This is a genomic window from Catenibacterium sp. UBA627 (assembly GCF_002299355.1).
GTDB classification, from domain to species: Bacteria; Bacillota_I; Bacilli_A; order Erysipelotrichales; family Coprobacillaceae; genus Catenibacterium; species Catenibacterium mitsuoka.
This window is the reverse complement of sequence record NZ_DBPF01000035.1, coordinates 59607-78281: the sequence shown is the minus strand read 5'-3', so window position 1 is coordinate 78281 and position 18675 is coordinate 59607. Positions and strand designations below refer to the sequence as shown.

Sequence of the window (18675 nt, the reverse complement as noted above, 5' to 3'; positions counted from 1 at the left end):
TTTTGTATACACTTCTTTATATTCAGAAATTCATTTAGTTATTTTTAAAGTAAGTAATTTATAGTATAATAGGATCAGAGGTGAGAATATTGGAATATGCTATTGAAATGCTTAATATCACAAAAGAATTCCCTGGTATTAAAGCAAACGACGATATTACTCTTCAAGTAAAAAAAGGCGAAGTTCATGCTTTATTAGGTGAGAATGGTGCTGGTAAATCTACTTTGATGAGTATTTTATTTGGTCTTTATCAGCCTGATATGGGTGAAATAAAGATTAATGGACAAAGCGTTAAAATCAATGACCCAAATGATGCCAATAAATATAACATTGGTATGGTGCATCAGCATTTTAAACTTGTTCATAATTTCACTGTATTGGAAAACATTATTTTAGGTGTCGAAGAGAAAGGGTTATTTGGTAAGCTCAAGACAGATAATGCACGCAAGAAGGTGATGAGCTTATCTGAGAAATATCATTTAAACATTGATCCAGATGCAAAGATTGAAGATATTACTGTTGGTATGCAGCAGCGTGTAGAAATCTTAAAGATGTTATATAGAAATAATGATATCTTGATTTTTGATGAACCTACAGCAGTACTCACTCCACAGGAAATTGATGAGTTAATGAAAATCATGAAGGAACTTATTAAGGAAGGTAAATCCATCATTTTCATTACTCATAAGTTAAATGAAATTAAAGCAGTAGCGGATCGCTGTACAATCATTCGTAAGGGACGTTATGTTGGTACAGTCAATGTAGCTGATGTGACTAAAGAACAGTTATCAGAAATGATGGTTGGTCATAAGGTAAACTTGACAGTCACTAAAGATGATCATGAACCATCTGATGTTGTATTAAAGGTTGACCATTTGAGCTATCAGCCTAAGACTTCAGATAAACTTCTTTTAAATGATGTTTCATTTGAAGTAAGAAAAGGTGAAATTGTTTGTATTGCTGGTATTGATGGCAATGGTCAGAGTGAATTGATTTATAACTTAACTGGACTTGAACAGCCTAATATGGGTCATGTTTATTTAAATGATGAAGAAATTACACATAAGAGTATTCGTTATCGTAATGACCATGGGTTATCTCATATCCCAGAAGACCGTCATAAGCATGGGTTAGTTCTTGATTATACTCTTGGTGAAAACTTGATTTTAAAATCATATTATAAGAAAGACTTCCAGAATCATGGCATTATTAATTTTGACGCAATGAATACTTATGCTGATCGTCTTATTGAAGAATATGATGTACGTTCAGGTGAAGGAAGAAATTCTATTGTGCGTGGTATGTCTGGTGGTAACCAGCAGAAAGCCATTATTGCAAGAGAAGTAGAACAGAATGATGACCTACTTATTGCAGTACAGCCTACACGTGGTCTAGATGTTGGGGCTATTGAATTTATTCATAAGCAGATTGTTAAGACAAGAGACAACAATAAAGCAGTATTACTTGTGTCACTTGAACTTGATGAAGTTATGAACTTATCAGATCGTATTTTAGTTATGTATGAAGGGGAAATCGTTGCGGATCTTAATCCAAAAGAGACTACTATTCAGGAATTAGGACTTTATATGGCAGGTTCTAAGAGAGGAGAAGGTTATGAAAAGTAATAAACCCGCTTTAATGGAACGTGCCAGCTTCAAATCAATTGTGTCTTCTTTACTCGCAATTTTAATGGGGCTAGTCGTTGGTTTTATCATTATCTTAATTGCTAATCCTAGTGATGCACTACAGGGATTATCTATTTTATTAACAGGTGGCTTTAGAGAAGGGTTATCTAGTATTGGACAGGTTATTTATTTAGCAGTACCAATCATGATGACTGGTCTATCTGTTTCATTTGCTTATAAATGTGGTGAATTCAATATCGGTGTACCTGGACAGTATTTAGTAGGAAGCTTCACTGCTGTATTTATCGCATTAAGAGCTACTTTTATTCCAGATAATTTAGTATGGATTTTTGCTATTTTAGGAGCTGGAATTGCTGGTGCTTTATGGGCACTTATTCCTGGTATCTTAAAAGCAGCTCGTAACGTAAACGTTGTTATTTCTGGTATCATGTGTAACTATATTGGTATGTTACTTGTTATCCAAGGTATTAAGGCAACTATCTACAATTCTACAGGTGCAGAAAGCTATGCAGTACCTAGTACACGTAGTATTCCTGGCTTTGGTCTCAATCAGATTTTTGGTGATCGTGTTAACTTAGGTATCATTATTGCTATCTTACTTTGCGTACTTGCTTGGTTTATTATGAATAAAACTACTTTTGGTTATGAACTAAAAGCATGTGGTTTCAATAAAGATGCAGCAAGATATGCAGGTATGAACGAAAAGAAATGTATTGTTTTAGCACTTATGATTTCAGGATTCTTTGCAGGTGTAGGTGGTGCCTTAACTTACTTATGTGGTACTGGTAAAACTTTACCAATCACTGAAACATTACCAAACGAAGGCTGGAACGGTATCCCAGTAGCCTTACTCGGCTTCTCTAATCCAATTGGATGTATCTTCGCTGCGTTATTCATTGGTTATATGAATGTTGGTGGTAACTATATGCAGGCACTTAATATTGCGATTGAAGTTATTGACATTATCGTTGCTGTTATTATCTACTTTGCTTCATTCACATTATTCATTAAAGCCTTATTAGAACGTTATCAAAGAAATAAAAAGAGAAAAACAGAAATACAGAATAAAGGAGGTAAAACAGAATGAGTTTAGTTTATTTCCTTTTTGCTCAGACTTTACTATTTGCCATTCCATTAATGATTGTTGCTTTGGGTGGTATGTTCTCTGAACGAAGTGGTGTTGTTAACTTAGCCCTTGAAGGTATTATGATCATCGGCGGTTTTGCTGGTGTATTCTATTTAAATTATATGCAGTCTAATGATATTCTTCATGGTATGCCACTTCTTTTAACAGGTTTACTTATTTCAGGAATTGTCGGTGTACTATTTAGTATGCTTCATGCCTTTGCAGCCATTCATTTAAGTGCTGACCAGACTATTTCTGGTACTGCATTAAATATGCTTGCTCCAGCACTTGGTATCTTCATCGCAAAAACTGTACAGGATGGTATGCAGAACGTTTCATTCACTAATGAATTCAGAATTTCTGAAGTTCCTGGACTTAGCAGTATTCCAGTACTTGGTGATTTATTCTTCAAAAACTGCTACTTTACTACATTCCTAGGCATTGCGATTCTTATCATTTCTTGGTATTTCCTTATGAAAACTAAGACTGGTTTAAGAATCCGTTCTTGTGGTGAAAACCCTCAGGCAGCAGATGCTGCAGGGATCAGTGTTTATAAGATCAGATATCTAGGTGTAGGTATTTCTGGTTTCTTAGCTGGTATGGGTGGACTTATTTATATCCTACCAATCTCTACAGAATTCACCTGCACTGTTGCTGGTTATGGTTTCTTAGCTTTAGCTGTATTAATCTTTGGTAACTGGACACCATTAAGAATTGCTGGTGCAGCATTCTTCTTCGGTTTCATGAAGACATTATCTTATACATATAACTCAGTTCCATTACTTGCTAAAATGTCTTTACCTGATACAACATATAAATTAATTCCATATGTTGCTACTTTAATTCTATTAGCATTCACATCTAAGAACTCAGCTGCGCCTCGTGCAGATGGTGTGCCTTACGATAAGTCTAAACGTTAATAGACCCGGACTCCTTAGGGAGTCCTTTTTTCTTGCACTACTATACAAAAAAGTTATAATGAATAGAGAAAGAAAAGAGGTATACAATGAACAAGATCTATCAAATGAATGGATATCAACTTCACTTGATTTCATCTAAGAAATTTAAAGATATTACAATCTCTGTTCGTTTTAAAGGACGTTTTACAAGAGAAACAGTCACAAGTAGAAGTGTTCTAGGATTCTTAATGATCACTGGAACTATGAAACATCCAACACAGAAGGACTTATCTAGAACACTAGAAGATTTATATGGTGCAAATCTTTCTGCTAATATTTCTTCAGCAGGTAAAGGTCATATTATTACTTTTAAAAATTCATGTGTTAATCAGGAATTCCTTCCTATCAATGAAAATCTACTCATTAAACAGGTAGATTTATTAAATGAATTAGTGAATCATCCTTATATAGTGGATAACCATTTCGATGAAGAAATGACTGAACTTAAAAAACAAGAAATCACATATCGTATTATGGCTGATATGGACGATAAGATGGGCTATGCCTTTGATCGTATGGTAGATTATATGGGAAGAGGAAGTGTTCTAGGATTACGTTCTACAGGCTATATAGAAGATATGGATAACATCAATGCTTATACTCTTGTGGAGACATATAAAGATATGATTCAAAATGATGATAAGCATGTTTATGTAGTAGGGGATATAGATGAAAGTATCGTTTCTATTTTTGAAGAAAGATTACAGTTCCCACGTACAGTTCATGAGCCTTATCCTACTGCTTATATTTATCAGAATGAGCGTATTAATCTTTTAGATATCATTGAAAAACAGGATATTGTCCAGTCTAAGCTCGTTATGGGGTACAAAGCAAACTGCTGTACCTTAAGCAAAAATACAGTTGCAATGAGCGTATTTTCTAATTTATTAGGAGGTTATTCTCAATCTAGACTATTCCAGGTAGTCAGAGAAAAGAACAGCTTATGTTACTTCATTCATTCAAGTTATGATCCAATGAATGGTATTATGACCATTGCAGCAGGTATTGATATGAATAATTATGATAAGACTAAAGAGTTAATTGGAAAACAGATCAAAGACTTGCAGGTTGGTCATATCACTGATGAAGAATTATCAATGGTAAAGACTATGTTAATCAATGCATTATCTAAAGTAGATGATGATCCAGATTCCATTATCTCATTCAATTGGAGAAGAGATATCATTAATAGTCAGGATACTATTGAAGATAAACAGAATGCAATTAAAAATGTCACTAAAGAAGATGTTATTAAATGTGCTCAAAGTATAGAACTAGATACAATCTATTTCTTGACTGGAAAGGAATTCTATGAAGAAAACTTATTATCCAACAATTAAAGAAACTCTATATCATGAAAAGATGAGCAATGGACTTAATGTCTATCTCATGCCTAAGGATGGCTTCACAAAGACATATGGTTTATTTTCAACACGTTTTGGCTCTATTGACCGTAGTTTCATTCCTCTAGGAGAAACAGATTTAATCACAGTACCTGATGGTGTCGCTCATTTTCTAGAACATAAGATGTTTGATATGGAAGAAGGGGATGCCTCAGAAAAGTTTGCCGCACTTGGTGCAAGCAGTAACGCCTTCACTTCTCATAGCCGTACTGCTTATTTATTCAATACAACCACAAATGTTGATGAATGTACTGAATTGTTATTAGACTTTGTTCAGGAATTAAATGTCACTCCTGAAAGTATTGAAAAAGAGAAGGGCATCATTAATCAAGAAATAGGCATGTATAATGATGATCCTGACTGGCGTGGTTATTTTGGTGCTATCAGCAACCTTTATCATAATCATCCTGTTAGAATTGATATTGCAGGTACTGTTGAAACAGTGGCAGAAATTGATTATGACATCTTACAGAAGTGTTATCACACATTCTATCATCCTTCTAATATGATGTTATTTGTATCAGGAAACTTTGATCCTGAACACTTAATGTCTATTATTCGAGACAATCAGGCAAAGAAAAGTTTCAAAGATATGCCACCGATTGTAAGAGGGGATCATAATGAACCTGAAACCATCTATAAGGACTATGAAGAAAACGTAATGGATGTCACCATGCCTAAAGTCAATGTGGCAATCAAGGTGGATCATGTCCCTCAATCACCTGAAGAAAAGCTTAAAAGACAGCTTTCTTTCTATATCTTCATGGATATGTTATTCTCTAAGAGTAGTGATTTAAGAGATGAATGGACTAAGAAGGGATTGATCAATGATTCATTCTTTACTAATTTCTCACAGGAACGTGATTTCTCTCATATTATCTTTGCGGGAGATAGTCCAAAACCGGATGAATTAATGGCTCATATTCATCAATTAATTGCAGATATTCCACATATGACATTAGATGAAGAAGCATTCAATAGAATGAAAAGAAACAATATTGGAACTCTTATTGGTTTCTTCAACTCTATCGAAACAATCGCTTCACTATTTAGTCAATACTATTTAGAGGGAATCAATTTATTTGATTTATTCGAAGCATATCAGGCTCTTACAATCGCTGATATCAAAAATATTTTACCTTTATTTTGTATGGATTTAACATCTAATTTTATTATCAGACCACTTAAGGCTAACGCCTAGATGTTGACTAAAAAAGCGCTTATGCTATAATGGTGGTGACCTGAGAGTATATGGATTTCCTACATTTTTGATAAGGGAACCTGATTGTTTGAAAGACGGTGTTGAAGACCTGCTACGAGTAGGGATCCTAATGTTTTTCACAAGGTACCCACCTGTATTTAACAGGGATAATCAACTCCTCTTAGGTCTTTTCATTTGTTTAAATTTTACAGGGGGTCATTATGGCTATTGATCAGAAACTCATCGATGAAATTAATGCACTTGCTCATAAAAAGAAGACAGTAGGTCTTACACCTGAAGAACAGGTTCGTCAGCAGAAGCTTAGACAGAAATACCTAAAAGAATTTAGAAGAGGCTTTGAACAGCAGCTTCAGAGCATCAAAGTTGTGGATGCAAATGGTAATGATGTCACTCCTGCAAAAGCAAGAATGCACAAAAAAATAAACTAGACAGTCTTTGTGAAAAGATTGTCTTTTTTATTGCCTTTCACTTTTGTAAAAAATGGTTTACACATCATTAAAATTATGTATAATGAGTGTAATTAGGAGGTACTCGAAATGGATTCGAATTTATCGATCGCTACAATAAGATCGCTTTGTATTGACATGATTAATAAGGCAAATTCTGGTCATCCAGGTATGGTTCTTGATGGCGCACCAGCCTTATATACATTGTTTACTAAGGTGATGAACATAAATCCCTCTTTGTCTAGTTGGCAAAATAGGGATCGCTTTGTTCTTGCAAGTGGTCATGCTAGTTCTTTGCTTTATGCTTTATTACATCTTTCTGGTTATGATTTAAGTCTCGATGATTTAAAACAGTTCAGACAGTGGCAGTCAAAAACACCTGGACATCCAGAAATCACTATCACAGATGGTGTAGATGCATCTTCAGGACCTTTAGGTCAGGGTGTTCCTACAGCAACAGGTATGGCAATTGCTGAAAAGTTCCTTGCCGAAAAATACAACAAGGAAGATTGTTCAATTGTTGACCATTACACATATGTATTATGTGGTGATGGTGATATGCAGGAAGGTGTGACTTATGAAGCATCCTCTCTTGCTGGTCATCTCTCTTTAGGAAAGCTTATTGTTATCTATGATGCCAATGAGGTAACACTTGATGGTCCTCTTTCATATTCATTCAGTGAAAATGTAAAGAAGAGATATGAAGCAATGAATTGGCAGGTTATCGAAGTGGCTGATGGTAATGACATTCAGGCCATCAACCGTGCATTAAAGCGTGCTAAGAAAGAGTTATTTAAACCATCTATTATCATCATGAAGACCGTTATTGGTTATGGTTCTTGCAACCAGGGAACTAATAAAGTTCATGGTGCACCTTTAGGTGAAGAAGACGGTAAGAATGCTAAGTTATCTTATGGATTTGACCATGATCCTTTCTATGTTCCTGAAGAAGTTTATGCTGATTTCAAGAAGAATGTTAAAGACCGTGGTACAAGAGCATATAAGAAATGGTTAAAGACTGTTGAAGAATATGCTGAAAAATATCCAGAAGAATATAAAGAATATAAAAATGCTATTGAAGGTAATTATCATTTAGATATTACAGAACTTCAAAAAGAATTCAAACCTGGCTATACAGAAGCAACTCGTAATATTTCTCATAGAATTATTCAGGAAGTTGCTGCACAGAACCCTACATTCTTATCTGGTACTGCAGATTTATCTTCTTCTACTAAGACATCAATCCAGGGTGAAGGAAGATTTAGCTGTGAAAACTATACTGGAAGAAATGTATATTTTGGTATCAGAGAATTCGCAATGGTGTCTATCATGAATGGTATGACATTACATAAGGGTGTTAAGATCTCAGCAGGAGGCTTCTTGGTATTCAGTGATTACTTTAAAGCAGCCTTAAGAATGGGTTCTTTACAGGAATGTCCAATCATTCTTCCATTATCACATGACTCTATCGCAGTCGGTGAAGATGGTCCTACACATCAGCCTGTTGAACAGCTTGCGATGCTTAGAAGCAGTATTGATGTTGAAGTATTACGTCCAGCTGATGCAAATGAAATGCTTGCATCTTGGAAGATTGCTGTTGAAACAAAGAATATGCCAGTTGCATTAATTCTTACTAGACAGCCAGTAGAAAACCTTACAAATTCTACTTATGAAGATGTATTACATGGTGCTTATATTGCTAGAAAAGAATCTGGTGATTTAGAAGGTATCATTATCGCTTCTGGTTCTGAAGTAGGTCTTGCAATTCATGCACAGGAAGAATTAGAAAAACAGGGACATTCAGTACGTGTTGTTTCTATGCCTTCAATGAATTTATTTGATGCACAGACTGATGAATATAAGGAATCCGTTTTACCAAATAGCTGCAGAAAGCGTCTTTCTGTAGAAATGTTATCTGATTTTGGATGGCATAAATATGTTGGTTTAGATGGTAAAACTATGTGTGTTAATACTTTTGGTGCAAGTGCTCCAGCAAGTAGAGTCATCAAGGAATATGGTTTTACTGTTGAAAACGTTGTAAAAGAATACAACTCATTATAAAAACAATTTAAAAGGGAGGATATCTTAGGATATTCTCTCTTTAAATTAGTACTAAAACACTAAAACAATTTACAAACATAATCTAGTTTGATATAATTGTTTAATGTTAACGGAGGTATTTACAATGGTAGCAGGATATATTATTACTACAATTATTGGTGCTCTTGTTGGATTCTTCTTTGCAAGATGGATGTTCAAGAGAGAATTAAAGAAAAACCCACCAATCTCAGAAAAAATGATTCGTGCTATGTTTATGGAAATGGGACGTAAACCTAGCGAAACTCAGATCAAGAGAATCATGAAAAGTGTTAATGATCAATATAAATAAGGGATAAAACCCTTATTTTTATTTAACATGAAAATTACAATTACAAGACATTCTAAAACGCTTTGGAATAAAGAAAAAAGACTTCAAGGATGTAAAGATTCTCCTTTAAGTCCTGAAGGCATGGATAATATTCTAGCTTTAAAAGAACATATCAAGAATAATCATTATGATGCTATTTATTCCAGTCCTATTAAGCGTGCATATGATACTGCAAAGCTATTATTTGATAATCAGCCCATCATTACTGATGAACGCATTCGAGAAATGAATTTTGGTCTATTAGAAGGACAAAAAATTGATGAAATTCCTGAGAAATATAAGAAAACTTATCATGATTTATGGTGTCACCCTGAAATATCCAATGGTATTCCAGAAGGGGAAACCTATGATGAAATTGAAGAAAGAGTTAAAGACTTTTTAAATGATCTTGTGAAAAAGCCTTATGACAACGTATTTATTGTCACTCATGGATTCTGTTTTACTATTATTATGGCCACAATCATGAACCTCGATAGAAAAGACTATATCAAGGTCAACAGTCCTGTTGTGGATGGCTGCTCTGAAACAATTGTGGATTATACTAATGGCGCATTTACTGTGGAAGTTTATGGAAATAATGATTTCCTTCCACACCAGTCAAATGAATCATTTTCCAAATAAAAAAGTCAAATGGCTAAAACCATTTGACTTTATTTTCTGTTCCGTTTTTTATTCTTATAATATTTGCACGATGTCTATAGACAATAAGTGCAACAACACATATATTAGTAATGATTCCAATTGTAGAATATCCAATAAATGGTGATGCAATAAGTACAGCTGTTGCACCAAGGATACTAGATAAAGATACATACTTAGTTGTCTTTAATGTAATTAAGAATACCGCTACTGCGATAATAAAACCATATATATTAGTCATCAATGTATAGGCGATTGCACTTGATACAGCCTTACCACCCTGGAAATTCGCAAAGATAGGATAACAATGACCAATCATACAGAATAGTGCACATGGATAAATGATATTAGCTGAAATACCAGATACTTTCGCAATCCATCCTGTTAGTAGGATAGTAATGATACATTTTGTTGCATCAAATAAAATAACCGTCATTCCGGCTTTTTTTCCTAGTACTCTTCCTGCATTGGTACCACCTAGATTATGTGATCCATATTGACGAACATCAGTATTATAAAACACTTTACCAATGACTAATGCAAAAGGTATTGAACCATATAGATAACTTATTAATAAACAGATGATTATAATTAAATATTTCATCGACTCACCTCACAAAAAATCATTATACATAAATACTACAAAAAATCAAACTTTCCTATAAATTCCTTTTTGTGTTATACTAGTCAAGTTGAGGAGGTATGCTCATGTCAAATACACATTATGATGAATCTGATATTCAAATCTTAAAAGGTCTAGAAGCCGTTAGAAAAAGACCAGGAATGTACATCGGTTCAACTGATTCTCGTGGTTTACACCACCTTGTATGGGAAATCGTTGATAACTCTATTGATGAAGCTATTGCTGGATATGGTAAGAAAATTACAGTTACATTACATAAAGACAACAGCGTAACGGTCGAAGATGAAGGCCGTGGTATGCCAACAGGTATTAATAAAGAAACAGGAAAGCCAACAACAGAAGTTATCTTAACAGTATTACATGCTGGTGGTAAATTCTCAGAAGATGGTGGTTATAAGACTTCAGGAGGACTACATGGTGTAGGTTCTTCTGTAGTAAATGCCCTCAGTGAATTTTTAGAGGTCACTGTCCATCGTGATGGTGTCATTCATACACAGCGCTTTGAAAAGGGTGCTACAAAAATTGGAAAGTTAAAAAAAGTAGGTAAAACAAATAAGACAGGTACAATTATTCATTTCAAACCTGATGCTTCTATTTTCTCTACCACGACATTTAGTTTCCAGACAATTAGTGAAAGACTTCGTGAAGATGCATTCCTATTAAAGGGAATGACAATAGAACTTATTGATGAACGTACTGATAAAGATGAAACATATCAGTATGAGAAGGGCTTGGAAGAATTTATTGACTGGATCAATAATGATAAAGAAGCTGTTTCACCTATTATCTCTTTTGATGATACTAATAATGAAATAGAAGTAGAGATTGCGATGCAGTTTACACAAAGCTATCAAGAGAATATTATTTCTTTTGTTAATTTAGTACGTACTGGAGATGGAGGTACGCATGAAGTAGGATTCCGTTCTGGTTTGACTAAGGTATTTAATGAATATGCGAGAAAGTATGCCTTATTAAAGGCAAAGGATAAGAATCTTGAAGGCAGTGATGTACGTGAAGGATTGAATGCTATTATTTCTGTTAAGATTCCAGAAAAATATCTTCAGTTTGAAGGACAGACTAAATCTAAGCTTGGTTCACCTATTGCCCGTAATACTCTAGAAAATGTTACTTTTGAACGTATTACTTATTTCTTGGAAGAAAATAAAGATATTGCAGAAAAGCTGATTGAAAAGATGATCAAGGCAGCAAATGCAAGACAGGCAGCACGTAAGGCTAAGGAACAGGCAAGAAAAGGTAAAAATAACCGTGAGGCAAAATTCCTCAGTGGTAAACTAGCTCCTGCACAGTCTAAGAACAAGCGTAAGAATGAATTATATCTTGTCGAGGGTGATTCTGCCGGTGGTAGTGCAAAACAGGGAAGAGACCGTAAATTCCAGGCTATTCTTCCACTTCGTGGTAAAGTTATCAATACAGAAAAAGCCACACAGGCAGATATTTTAAAGAATGAAGAAATCAGTACAATGATTAATACAATTAATGCGGGTGTAGGTGCTGATTTTAATGCGGATGATAGTGCTTATGATAAGATTATCATCATGACCGATGCGGATACTGATGGAGCACATATCCAGATCTTGTTGCTTACATTCTTCTATCGTTATATGCGTGATTTGATTAAAGCTGGTAAAGTTTATATCGCTATGCCACCTCTTTATAAAGTTTCTAAGAAATCCGGCAAGAAAGACAACGTCATCTATTGCTGGGATGAAAAGGACCTAGAAGCCGCACGTAAAAAGATGGGAAGAGGCTACGATGTACAGCGTTACAAAGGTCTTGGTGAAATGAATGCTGAACAGTTATGGGAAACAACTATGAATCCTGAAACACGTACACTTATTCAGGTCACTATTGATGATGCAGCAATTGTAGAAAGAAGTGTTTCTGTATTAATGGGCGATAAAGTACAGCCTAGACGTGAATGGATTGAAAACAACGTACAATTCTCATTAGAAGATAGCTTCTTTATGGAAGGATAGGTGATCAAACATGACAGAAAAAAATATTATTATGTCCTTAGAGGATATCATGGGTGACCGCTTTGGACGTTATTCTAAATATATTATCCAGGATCGTGCATTACCTGATGTAAGAGATGGATTAAAGCCAGTACAAAGAAGAATTCTATATGCTATGTGGAAGGAAGGAAATCTTCCTAACAAGCCATATCGTAAGTCAGCTAAGACAGTCGGTACTGTTATTGGTAATTATCATCCTCATGGAGATTCTTCTGTTTATGAAGCAATGGTTCGTTTATCACAGGATTGGAAGATGCGTATGCCTTTAGTAGATATGCAGGGTAATAACGGATCTATTGATAATGACCCAGCTGCTGCCATGCGTTATACTGAAGCACGTCTCGCACCTATTGCACTTGATCTCATTAAGGATATTGATAAAGAAACAGTGCCGATGGCACTTAACTTCGATGATACTGAATATGAACCAACTGTATTTCCTGCAAAGTATCCGAACTTATTAGTTAATGGGGCTACAGGAATCTCAGCTGGTTATGCCACTGATATTCCTCCTCATAACTTAGAGGAAGTCATTGATGCTACTATTTACCGTATTAAGCATCCTCATTGTTCATTTGATGAACTTCATCAATTCATTAAAGGACCTGATTTTCCTACTGGAGCGATTGTTGAAGGAGCCAGCGATATTGCGACTGCCTTAAGAACTGGTCGCGGTAAAGTTGTTGTTCGTTCACGTTATAAAATTGTAGAACAGAAGAATATCAATCAGATTCTTATTACAGAAATTCCTTATGAAGTCAATAAGGCTGAACTTGTAAGAAAGATGGCTGAGATTCAGTTTAATCGTGATATCGATGGAATCATTGAAGTCAGAGATGAATCTGACCGTAATGGATTATGTATTGCAGTTGATTTAAAGAAGGATGTTGATGCAAGAAATACATTGAACTACTTCTTTAAAAATACAGATTTACAGAAGAACTATAACTATAATATGACTGCAATCAAGGATAAGCGTCCAGTATTAATGGGTATTGAAGATATTCTTGACGGCTATATCAAACATGAATGTGAAGTCGTTACTAAGCGTTCTATTTTTGATCTCAATAAAGCACAGGAACGTGAGCATATTGTAGAAGGGCTTATCAAGGCTATTTCTATTCTTGACGAAGTAGTCAAGACAATTAGAGCGTCTAAGGATAAGGCGGATGCAAAAGTGAATTTAATGAACGCTTTTGGCTTCACTGAAAGACAGGCAGAAGCGATTGTTACTTTACAGCTTTATCGTTTAACAAATACTGATATTGTATCCTTAGAAAATGAACAGAAAGAATTACAGGCTCTTATTGAAAGTTTAAATGCGATTTTAACTAGTGAAAAAGTATTAAGAAAAGTAATTATAGATGAGTTAAAAGGGGTTAAGAAGAAATATCCAACACCTCGTTTGACTGAAATTAAAGATGAAATCATGGATACGTCTGTGAACCAGCAGGCAATGATCATTTCTGAAGATGTTTATGTATCTATTACACGTGATGGCTACTTCAAGAAGATTTCTACACGTTCTTATAAAGCATCTGATGAGAATACATTTGGGAAGAAAGACACTGATATGCTTGTTGACTTATTTGAAGCCAATACATTGGATGTTATCCTTTCATTCACAAATAAAGGAAACTATTGCTTTGTGCCTGTTTATAAGTTAGAAGACTTCAAGTGGAAGGATCTAGGCAAACATCTAAGTTATTTAATTAAATTAGGTAATGATGAGAAGATTATTGGTAATATTCTTGTTAAATCATTCGATTTAGACCAATATGTTGTCTTATCAAGCAAGAATGGACAAATTAAACGTGTAAGTATTAAGGACTTTAATGTCAGCCGTTTCTCTAAACCATTAAAGTGTATGAACTTAAAGGATAATGATGAACTTATCAGTGTTGATATAAGTGATGGAACAAAGGGTATTATTACTGTCACTAAAGCAGGATATGGTACTTTATATAGTGAAGATGAAATATCTGTATTAGGTGTAAAAGCAGGTGGCGTAAAAGGCATTAGTATGCGTGATGATGAGGTTGCCTTTATGAGTGTCTTTGATCCTTCAATCGCTTCATCTTTATTACTTGTTTTGAATCCTGCCCATTTTAAACGTATTCATATAAGTGATATTCCAGCATGTCATCGTGCAACTAAAGGAACATTGTTATTTAAATCATTAAAGACAAAACCAACTAAGATTTTTACTGGATTTATCTGTAATCCACAGGATGAATTTACTATTAAGAGTGGTACAGAAACAATGAAGCTTGTATCTAAAGATATCAGCTTTGGTGCACTAAGCGCGAAGGCCAACACTTTAAAACAATGCCCATTTGATTTTATTGATGATGTACATCTCACACGCTCTATGGTGATTAAAGAACATACAAAAAAGAAAATAGAGGAAAATAAGGTAGATCTCACAATTAAAGATCCAAATCTATTTGATGAGATGGAAGGGGATCCTGATACAGAGTTTGAATTTATTTCAATGGATGATTATCTTAATGAAAAGTAGGAAATATCCTTTCTACCTCTATGTAATTGAATAAAAATAGTGTAAAATGACCTAAGAAAAGGAAGGTATATATGACAGAAATAAGATGTTATGGATGTGGCGCCATCATTCAAAGCGCTGATACTAAAAAGCCTGGCTACGTGCCAGAGTCTGCTTTAAGCAAAGAAAAGATTCTTTGTCAAAGATGTTATAAATTAATGCATTATCATCAGAAAATGGAATCTCATTTAACTAAAGATGATTTCTTACGTGTTTTACAGACTGTGGGAGAAAAAGATTGCTTAGTTGTTTATATCGTTGACTTATTTGACTTTAATGGTTCACTTGTACCTGGTCTTATGCGTCATATTGGATATAATGATGTACTTGTGCTTGCAAATAAAAGAGATATCTTACCTAAGTCTTTAAAGGAACATCGCCTTAATACATGGGTAAGAAGACAATTCAAGGAATATGGAATCAAGCCTCTTGATGTTGTTGTAACAAGCGGCAAGAAGAATATGAACTTTGATGAAATCTTCGACAAGATTGATGAATATCGTCATGGACGTGATGTTTATGTCGTAGGTATCACAAATGTTGGTAAGTCTACATTTATCAACCGTATGCTGAAGAACTATTCAGATACGACTAATCTTATTACTACAAGTGAATTCCCTGGTACGACACTTGACCTAATCAAGATTCCTCTTGACGATCATTCATCTTTATATGATACTCCAGGTATCTTGAATGAACATCAGTACACATCCGTTGTGGATGAGAAAGATTTAGCTTATATCATGCCTCCGGGAGAAGTAAGACCTATGTCTTTTCAGTTAAATTCTGATCAGTCAATCTTCTTCAGCGGTTTTGCGAGAATTGATTATACAAAAGGAAATAAAGGAAACTTTATCTGCTATTTCTCTAGAAATATGCAGATTCATCGTACAAAGACTGAAAAAGCAGATGAATTGTTTAATAGACATAAGCAGTTACAGGTTTATGGACCTGCTTCATCTATGAAGGAAATGAAAGCTTATGAATTCACTTTACCAGAAGAAAAGCGTGATATTGTGATTTCAGGTTTAGGATTTGTATGTATTCATGCACCTAAAGGTAAGATTAAGGTTTATGTACCTGAAGGTATTGATGTATTTATGAGAGAAAGTTTAATTTAGAGGATAAATGAATGTTAAATAGTAAACAGAAGAAATTTTTAAGAAGTGAAGCACATAACTTAAAGCCAATCTTCCAGGTTGGTAAAGATGGTGTAGGTGAAAAACAGATCAACAGCATCAATGATGCCTTAAAAGCAAAAGAACTTATTAAAGTTAAATTATTAGATACATGCCCTGAAACAGTGAATGAAGTGGCTTTAGAAATCTCAATGGGTACTAAAGCAGATGTTGTTCATATTATTGGACATACAATCATCTTCTTTAAATCAAGTGAAAAAGGAATTTATAAAATATAATGAAGATTGGTTTACTTGGTGGTAGTTTTGATCCTATCCATAAAGGGCATATAGAGATTGCAAGCGAAGCAATTACTTCGCTTTCTCTTGATTCATTTTACTTCATTCCTACTAAAAACAACCCTTGGAAGGATAATCAGAATGCCCCTGGCGCAAGTCGTAAAGAAATGATAGAGATTGCGATTCACCAGGACCCAAAAATGAAAGTATGTACTATTGAACTTGATTCTTTAAGTAATGAAAAGAATTATACAATTGATACAATTCATGCATTAAAGAAGATGTACCCCGATGATACATTGTATTATTTAATGGGTATGGATCAGGCAATGGCTTTTGAAAAATGGAAAAATGCGGAAGATATTTCAAAATTAGTCCAGCTTGTTGCATTTAATAGAGGCGGTTATCCTACAACTCATCCTAATTTAGAGACATATCACTTTATTAAGATGGATAATGTAGAAATCACAGCATCTAGCACAGAGATTAAAGATGGGGCTTTAGATATGCTCGATAAAGATGTACTTAGATATATCTCTCAAAATGGCCTTTATCTAGAAACTATGATTAGAAATAGAATGAAAGAAAAACGTTATAAACATACTCTAAGTGTAGCTTCTCTAACGAGAGATTTCTGTGAAAGCAATGGCATTGATCCTCTCAAGGGCTATATTGCCGGCATGATGCATGATGTTGCAAAAGAAATGCCTCATGATCAGGCTAAAAAACTGATGAAGAAGCATTATGCTTCTCATTTAGATCAGCCTGAACCTATCTGGCATCAATGGCTCTCACGTTATGTATGTGAGAATGAATTTCTTATAAGTGATGAAGAAATCTTAAAAGCAATTGAAGATCATACAACAGCTTCTACATCCATGAGTCTTCTTGGTATGTGCTTATATTGTGCTGATAAGTTGGATCCTTTAAGAGGATATGATTCATCAGAACAGATCACTTTATGTAAGCATGATATTGAAGCAGGATTTAGAAACTGTCTGACTGATTTTTATGAATTTTCAACAAAGAAGCATCGACCTATCGACCCATGTTTCTTTGAGGTTTATGATAAATATGTAGAAGGAGTTAATAATGACTAAAGTAGAATGTATTGTGAAAGCAATGGACGATAAATTAGCCCAGGATATTGTGGCAATCAATATGGAGAACGCCTCTCCTTTATATGACACATTTATTTTATGTACTGCATCTAATAAACGTTTATTAAATGCAATTCAGGATAATGTTGTTGATCAATGTGAAATGAATGGTTTTGAAATTAAAAGCATAGAAGGCCGTGGTAATGCGGAATGGATCCTTATCGATGCAGGAGATGTGATTTGTCATATATTCTCTGAAGAAGCACGTAAAGAATATAATTTAGAAAAATTATGGAGCGATATGCCTACTATTGATATCAAGGAGTATCTTGCATAATGGCTGCCTATAAAGAGTTTTCTTATTATTATGATTCTTTAATGGACCCAGACTTCTATTCAGATTATTTAAAATTCATTCATGAACATGCTGATCTTAAAACAGTATTAGAACTTGGATGCGGAACAGGCTTGACTGCTATTGAACTCGCAAAAGAAGGGCATCAGGTTCTAGCCACTGATTTATCAGAAGATATGGTAAACATCACAGCCTCAAAAGCAAAGGATGAAGGCGTTGAACTTTTAACTGAAACAATCGATATGTGTGATTTTGCACTCTCTCAGCCTGTCGATACTATTCTTTGTTTAACAGATGCTATCAACTATGTTTTAAGTAAGAAAAAGGTACAGGATGTCTTCAATAACGTTTATGAAGGATTGAAATACAATGGTACTTTCATCTTTGATGTCAACAGCCTTTATAAATGCAATGTGATCTTAGATGATTATCATGAAAAAAATGAGGATGAAGATTTCTTCTTCTCATGGGATGTAGAAAGTGACCATAAGGGTAGTATTACACATCATATTATTATTGATGAAGACGGTCATCATGTTGATGAAACACATCATCAAAAAACTCTTCCTGTTGAAGAATATGTCAAAATGCTTAAAAAAGCAGGCTTTAAGTCTATTGCTTATTATAGTGATTTTGGTGAATACCAGGAAGAGTGTGAACGCATTATATTTGTAGTAAAGAAAGTGAGGAATTAA

Annotated in this window: 17 protein-coding genes; 16 read left to right on the top strand and 1 reads right to left on the bottom strand. The window is 34.4% G+C overall.

Annotated elements, in window-relative coordinates; genetic code table 11:
• Positions 1–89: 89 nt before the first annotated feature.
• The 9 genes from B2S90_RS02520 (at position 90) to B2S90_RS02475 (ending at position 9851) form a co-directional block, all read left to right on the top strand.
• Positions 90–1625, top strand: coding sequence for an ABC transporter ATP-binding protein (locus tag B2S90_RS02520; RefSeq protein ID WP_286696500.1), 1536 nt, complete (start codon positions 90–92; stop codon positions 1623–1625).
• The gene (locus B2S90_RS02515) at positions 1615–2733 is read left to right on the top strand and encodes an ABC transporter permease (protein ID WP_055289408.1); all 1119 of its coding nucleotides are present in this window, start codon (positions 1615–1617) and stop codon (positions 2731–2733) included. The genes B2S90_RS02520 and B2S90_RS02515 overlap by 11 nt, the downstream gene beginning before the upstream one ends.
• Positions 2730–3692: an ABC transporter permease gene (locus tag B2S90_RS02510; RefSeq protein ID WP_147556469.1), complete on the top strand. Its 963-nt coding sequence runs from the start codon at positions 2730–2732 to the stop codon at positions 3690–3692. Before B2S90_RS02515 ends, B2S90_RS02510 begins: the two co-directional genes overlap by 4 nt.
• A gap of 86 nt (positions 3693–3778) precedes the next feature.
• On the top strand, positions 3779–5071 hold the full coding sequence (gene yfmF, locus B2S90_RS02505) for an EF-P 5-aminopentanol modification-associated protein YfmF (RefSeq protein WP_278860482.1): 1293 nt from the start codon (positions 3779–3781) through the stop codon (positions 5069–5071).
• Positions 5043–6335 carry an EF-P 5-aminopentanol modification-associated protein YfmH gene (yfmH, locus tag B2S90_RS02500; RefSeq protein ID WP_278779971.1) on the top strand — a complete coding sequence of 431 codons (1293 nt, stop codon included), beginning with the start codon at positions 5043–5045 and terminating at the stop codon, positions 6333–6335. The genes yfmF and yfmH overlap by 29 nt, the downstream gene beginning before the upstream one ends.
• Before the next feature lie 221 nt (positions 6336–6556).
• The gene (locus tag B2S90_RS02490) at positions 6557–6784 is read left to right on the top strand and encodes a DUF896 domain-containing protein (RefSeq protein WP_006506630.1); all 228 of its coding nucleotides are present in this window, start codon (positions 6557–6559) and stop codon (positions 6782–6784) included.
• A 108-nt stretch (positions 6785–6892) separates the two neighbouring features.
• A complete protein-coding gene (gene tkt / locus B2S90_RS02485) occupies positions 6893–8863 on the top strand; it encodes a transketolase (protein WP_055234845.1) in 1971 nt (656 codons plus the stop codon).
• A gap of 124 nt (positions 8864–8987) precedes the next feature.
• On the top strand, positions 8988–9191 hold the full coding sequence (locus B2S90_RS02480; protein ID WP_006506632.1) for a YneF family protein: 204 nt from the start codon (positions 8988–8990) through the stop codon (positions 9189–9191).
• A 27-nt stretch (positions 9192–9218) separates the two neighbouring features.
• A complete protein-coding gene (locus tag B2S90_RS02475) occupies positions 9219–9851 on the top strand; it encodes a histidine phosphatase family protein (protein WP_278779969.1) in 633 nt (210 codons plus the stop codon).
• A gap of 13 nt (positions 9852–9864) precedes the next feature.
• On the opposite strand, the gene plsY is transcribed toward B2S90_RS02475, so the two are convergent.
• A complete protein-coding gene (gene plsY, locus B2S90_RS02470; protein WP_147556470.1) occupies positions 9865–10473 on the bottom strand; it encodes a glycerol-3-phosphate 1-O-acyltransferase PlsY in 609 nt (202 codons plus the stop codon).
• Positions 10474–10577: 104 nt separating this feature from the next.
• Between plsY and parE the strand changes: the two genes are divergently transcribed.
• The 7 genes from parE to B2S90_RS02435 all read left to right on the top strand — a co-directional run bounded on the left by parE (position 10578) and on the right by B2S90_RS02435 (position 18675).
• Positions 10578–12509 carry a DNA topoisomerase IV subunit B gene (gene parE / locus B2S90_RS02465; protein ID WP_147556471.1) on the top strand — a complete coding sequence of 644 codons (1932 nt, stop codon included), beginning with the start codon at positions 10578–10580 and terminating at the stop codon, positions 12507–12509.
• 10 nt (positions 12510–12519) lie between these two features.
• Positions 12520–15069: a DNA topoisomerase IV subunit A gene (gene parC / locus B2S90_RS02460; protein WP_286696499.1), complete on the top strand. Its 2550-nt coding sequence runs from the start codon at positions 12520–12522 to the stop codon at positions 15067–15069.
• A 71-nt stretch (positions 15070–15140) separates the two neighbouring features.
• Positions 15141–16229: a ribosome biogenesis GTPase YqeH gene (gene yqeH / locus B2S90_RS02455; protein ID WP_286696498.1), complete on the top strand. Its 1089-nt coding sequence runs from the start codon at positions 15141–15143 to the stop codon at positions 16227–16229.
• Between the two features lie 11 nt (positions 16230–16240).
• Entirely contained in the window at positions 16241–16525 is a 285-nt protein-coding gene (yhbY, locus tag B2S90_RS02450) for a ribosome assembly RNA-binding protein YhbY (RefSeq protein WP_278779960.1), read from the top strand.
• Entirely contained in the window at positions 16525–17625 is a 1101-nt protein-coding gene (locus tag B2S90_RS02445; RefSeq protein ID WP_286696497.1) for a nicotinate-nucleotide adenylyltransferase, read from the top strand. Before yhbY ends, B2S90_RS02445 begins: the two co-directional genes overlap by 1 nt.
• Entirely contained in the window at positions 17618–17962 is a 345-nt protein-coding gene (gene rsfS / locus B2S90_RS02440; protein ID WP_006506640.1) for a ribosome silencing factor, read from the top strand. The genes B2S90_RS02445 and rsfS overlap by 8 nt, the downstream gene beginning before the upstream one ends.
• On the top strand, positions 17962–18675 hold the full coding sequence (locus tag B2S90_RS02435; protein ID WP_147556473.1) for a class I SAM-dependent DNA methyltransferase: 714 nt from the start codon (positions 17962–17964) through the stop codon (positions 18673–18675). Before rsfS ends, B2S90_RS02435 begins: the two co-directional genes overlap by 1 nt.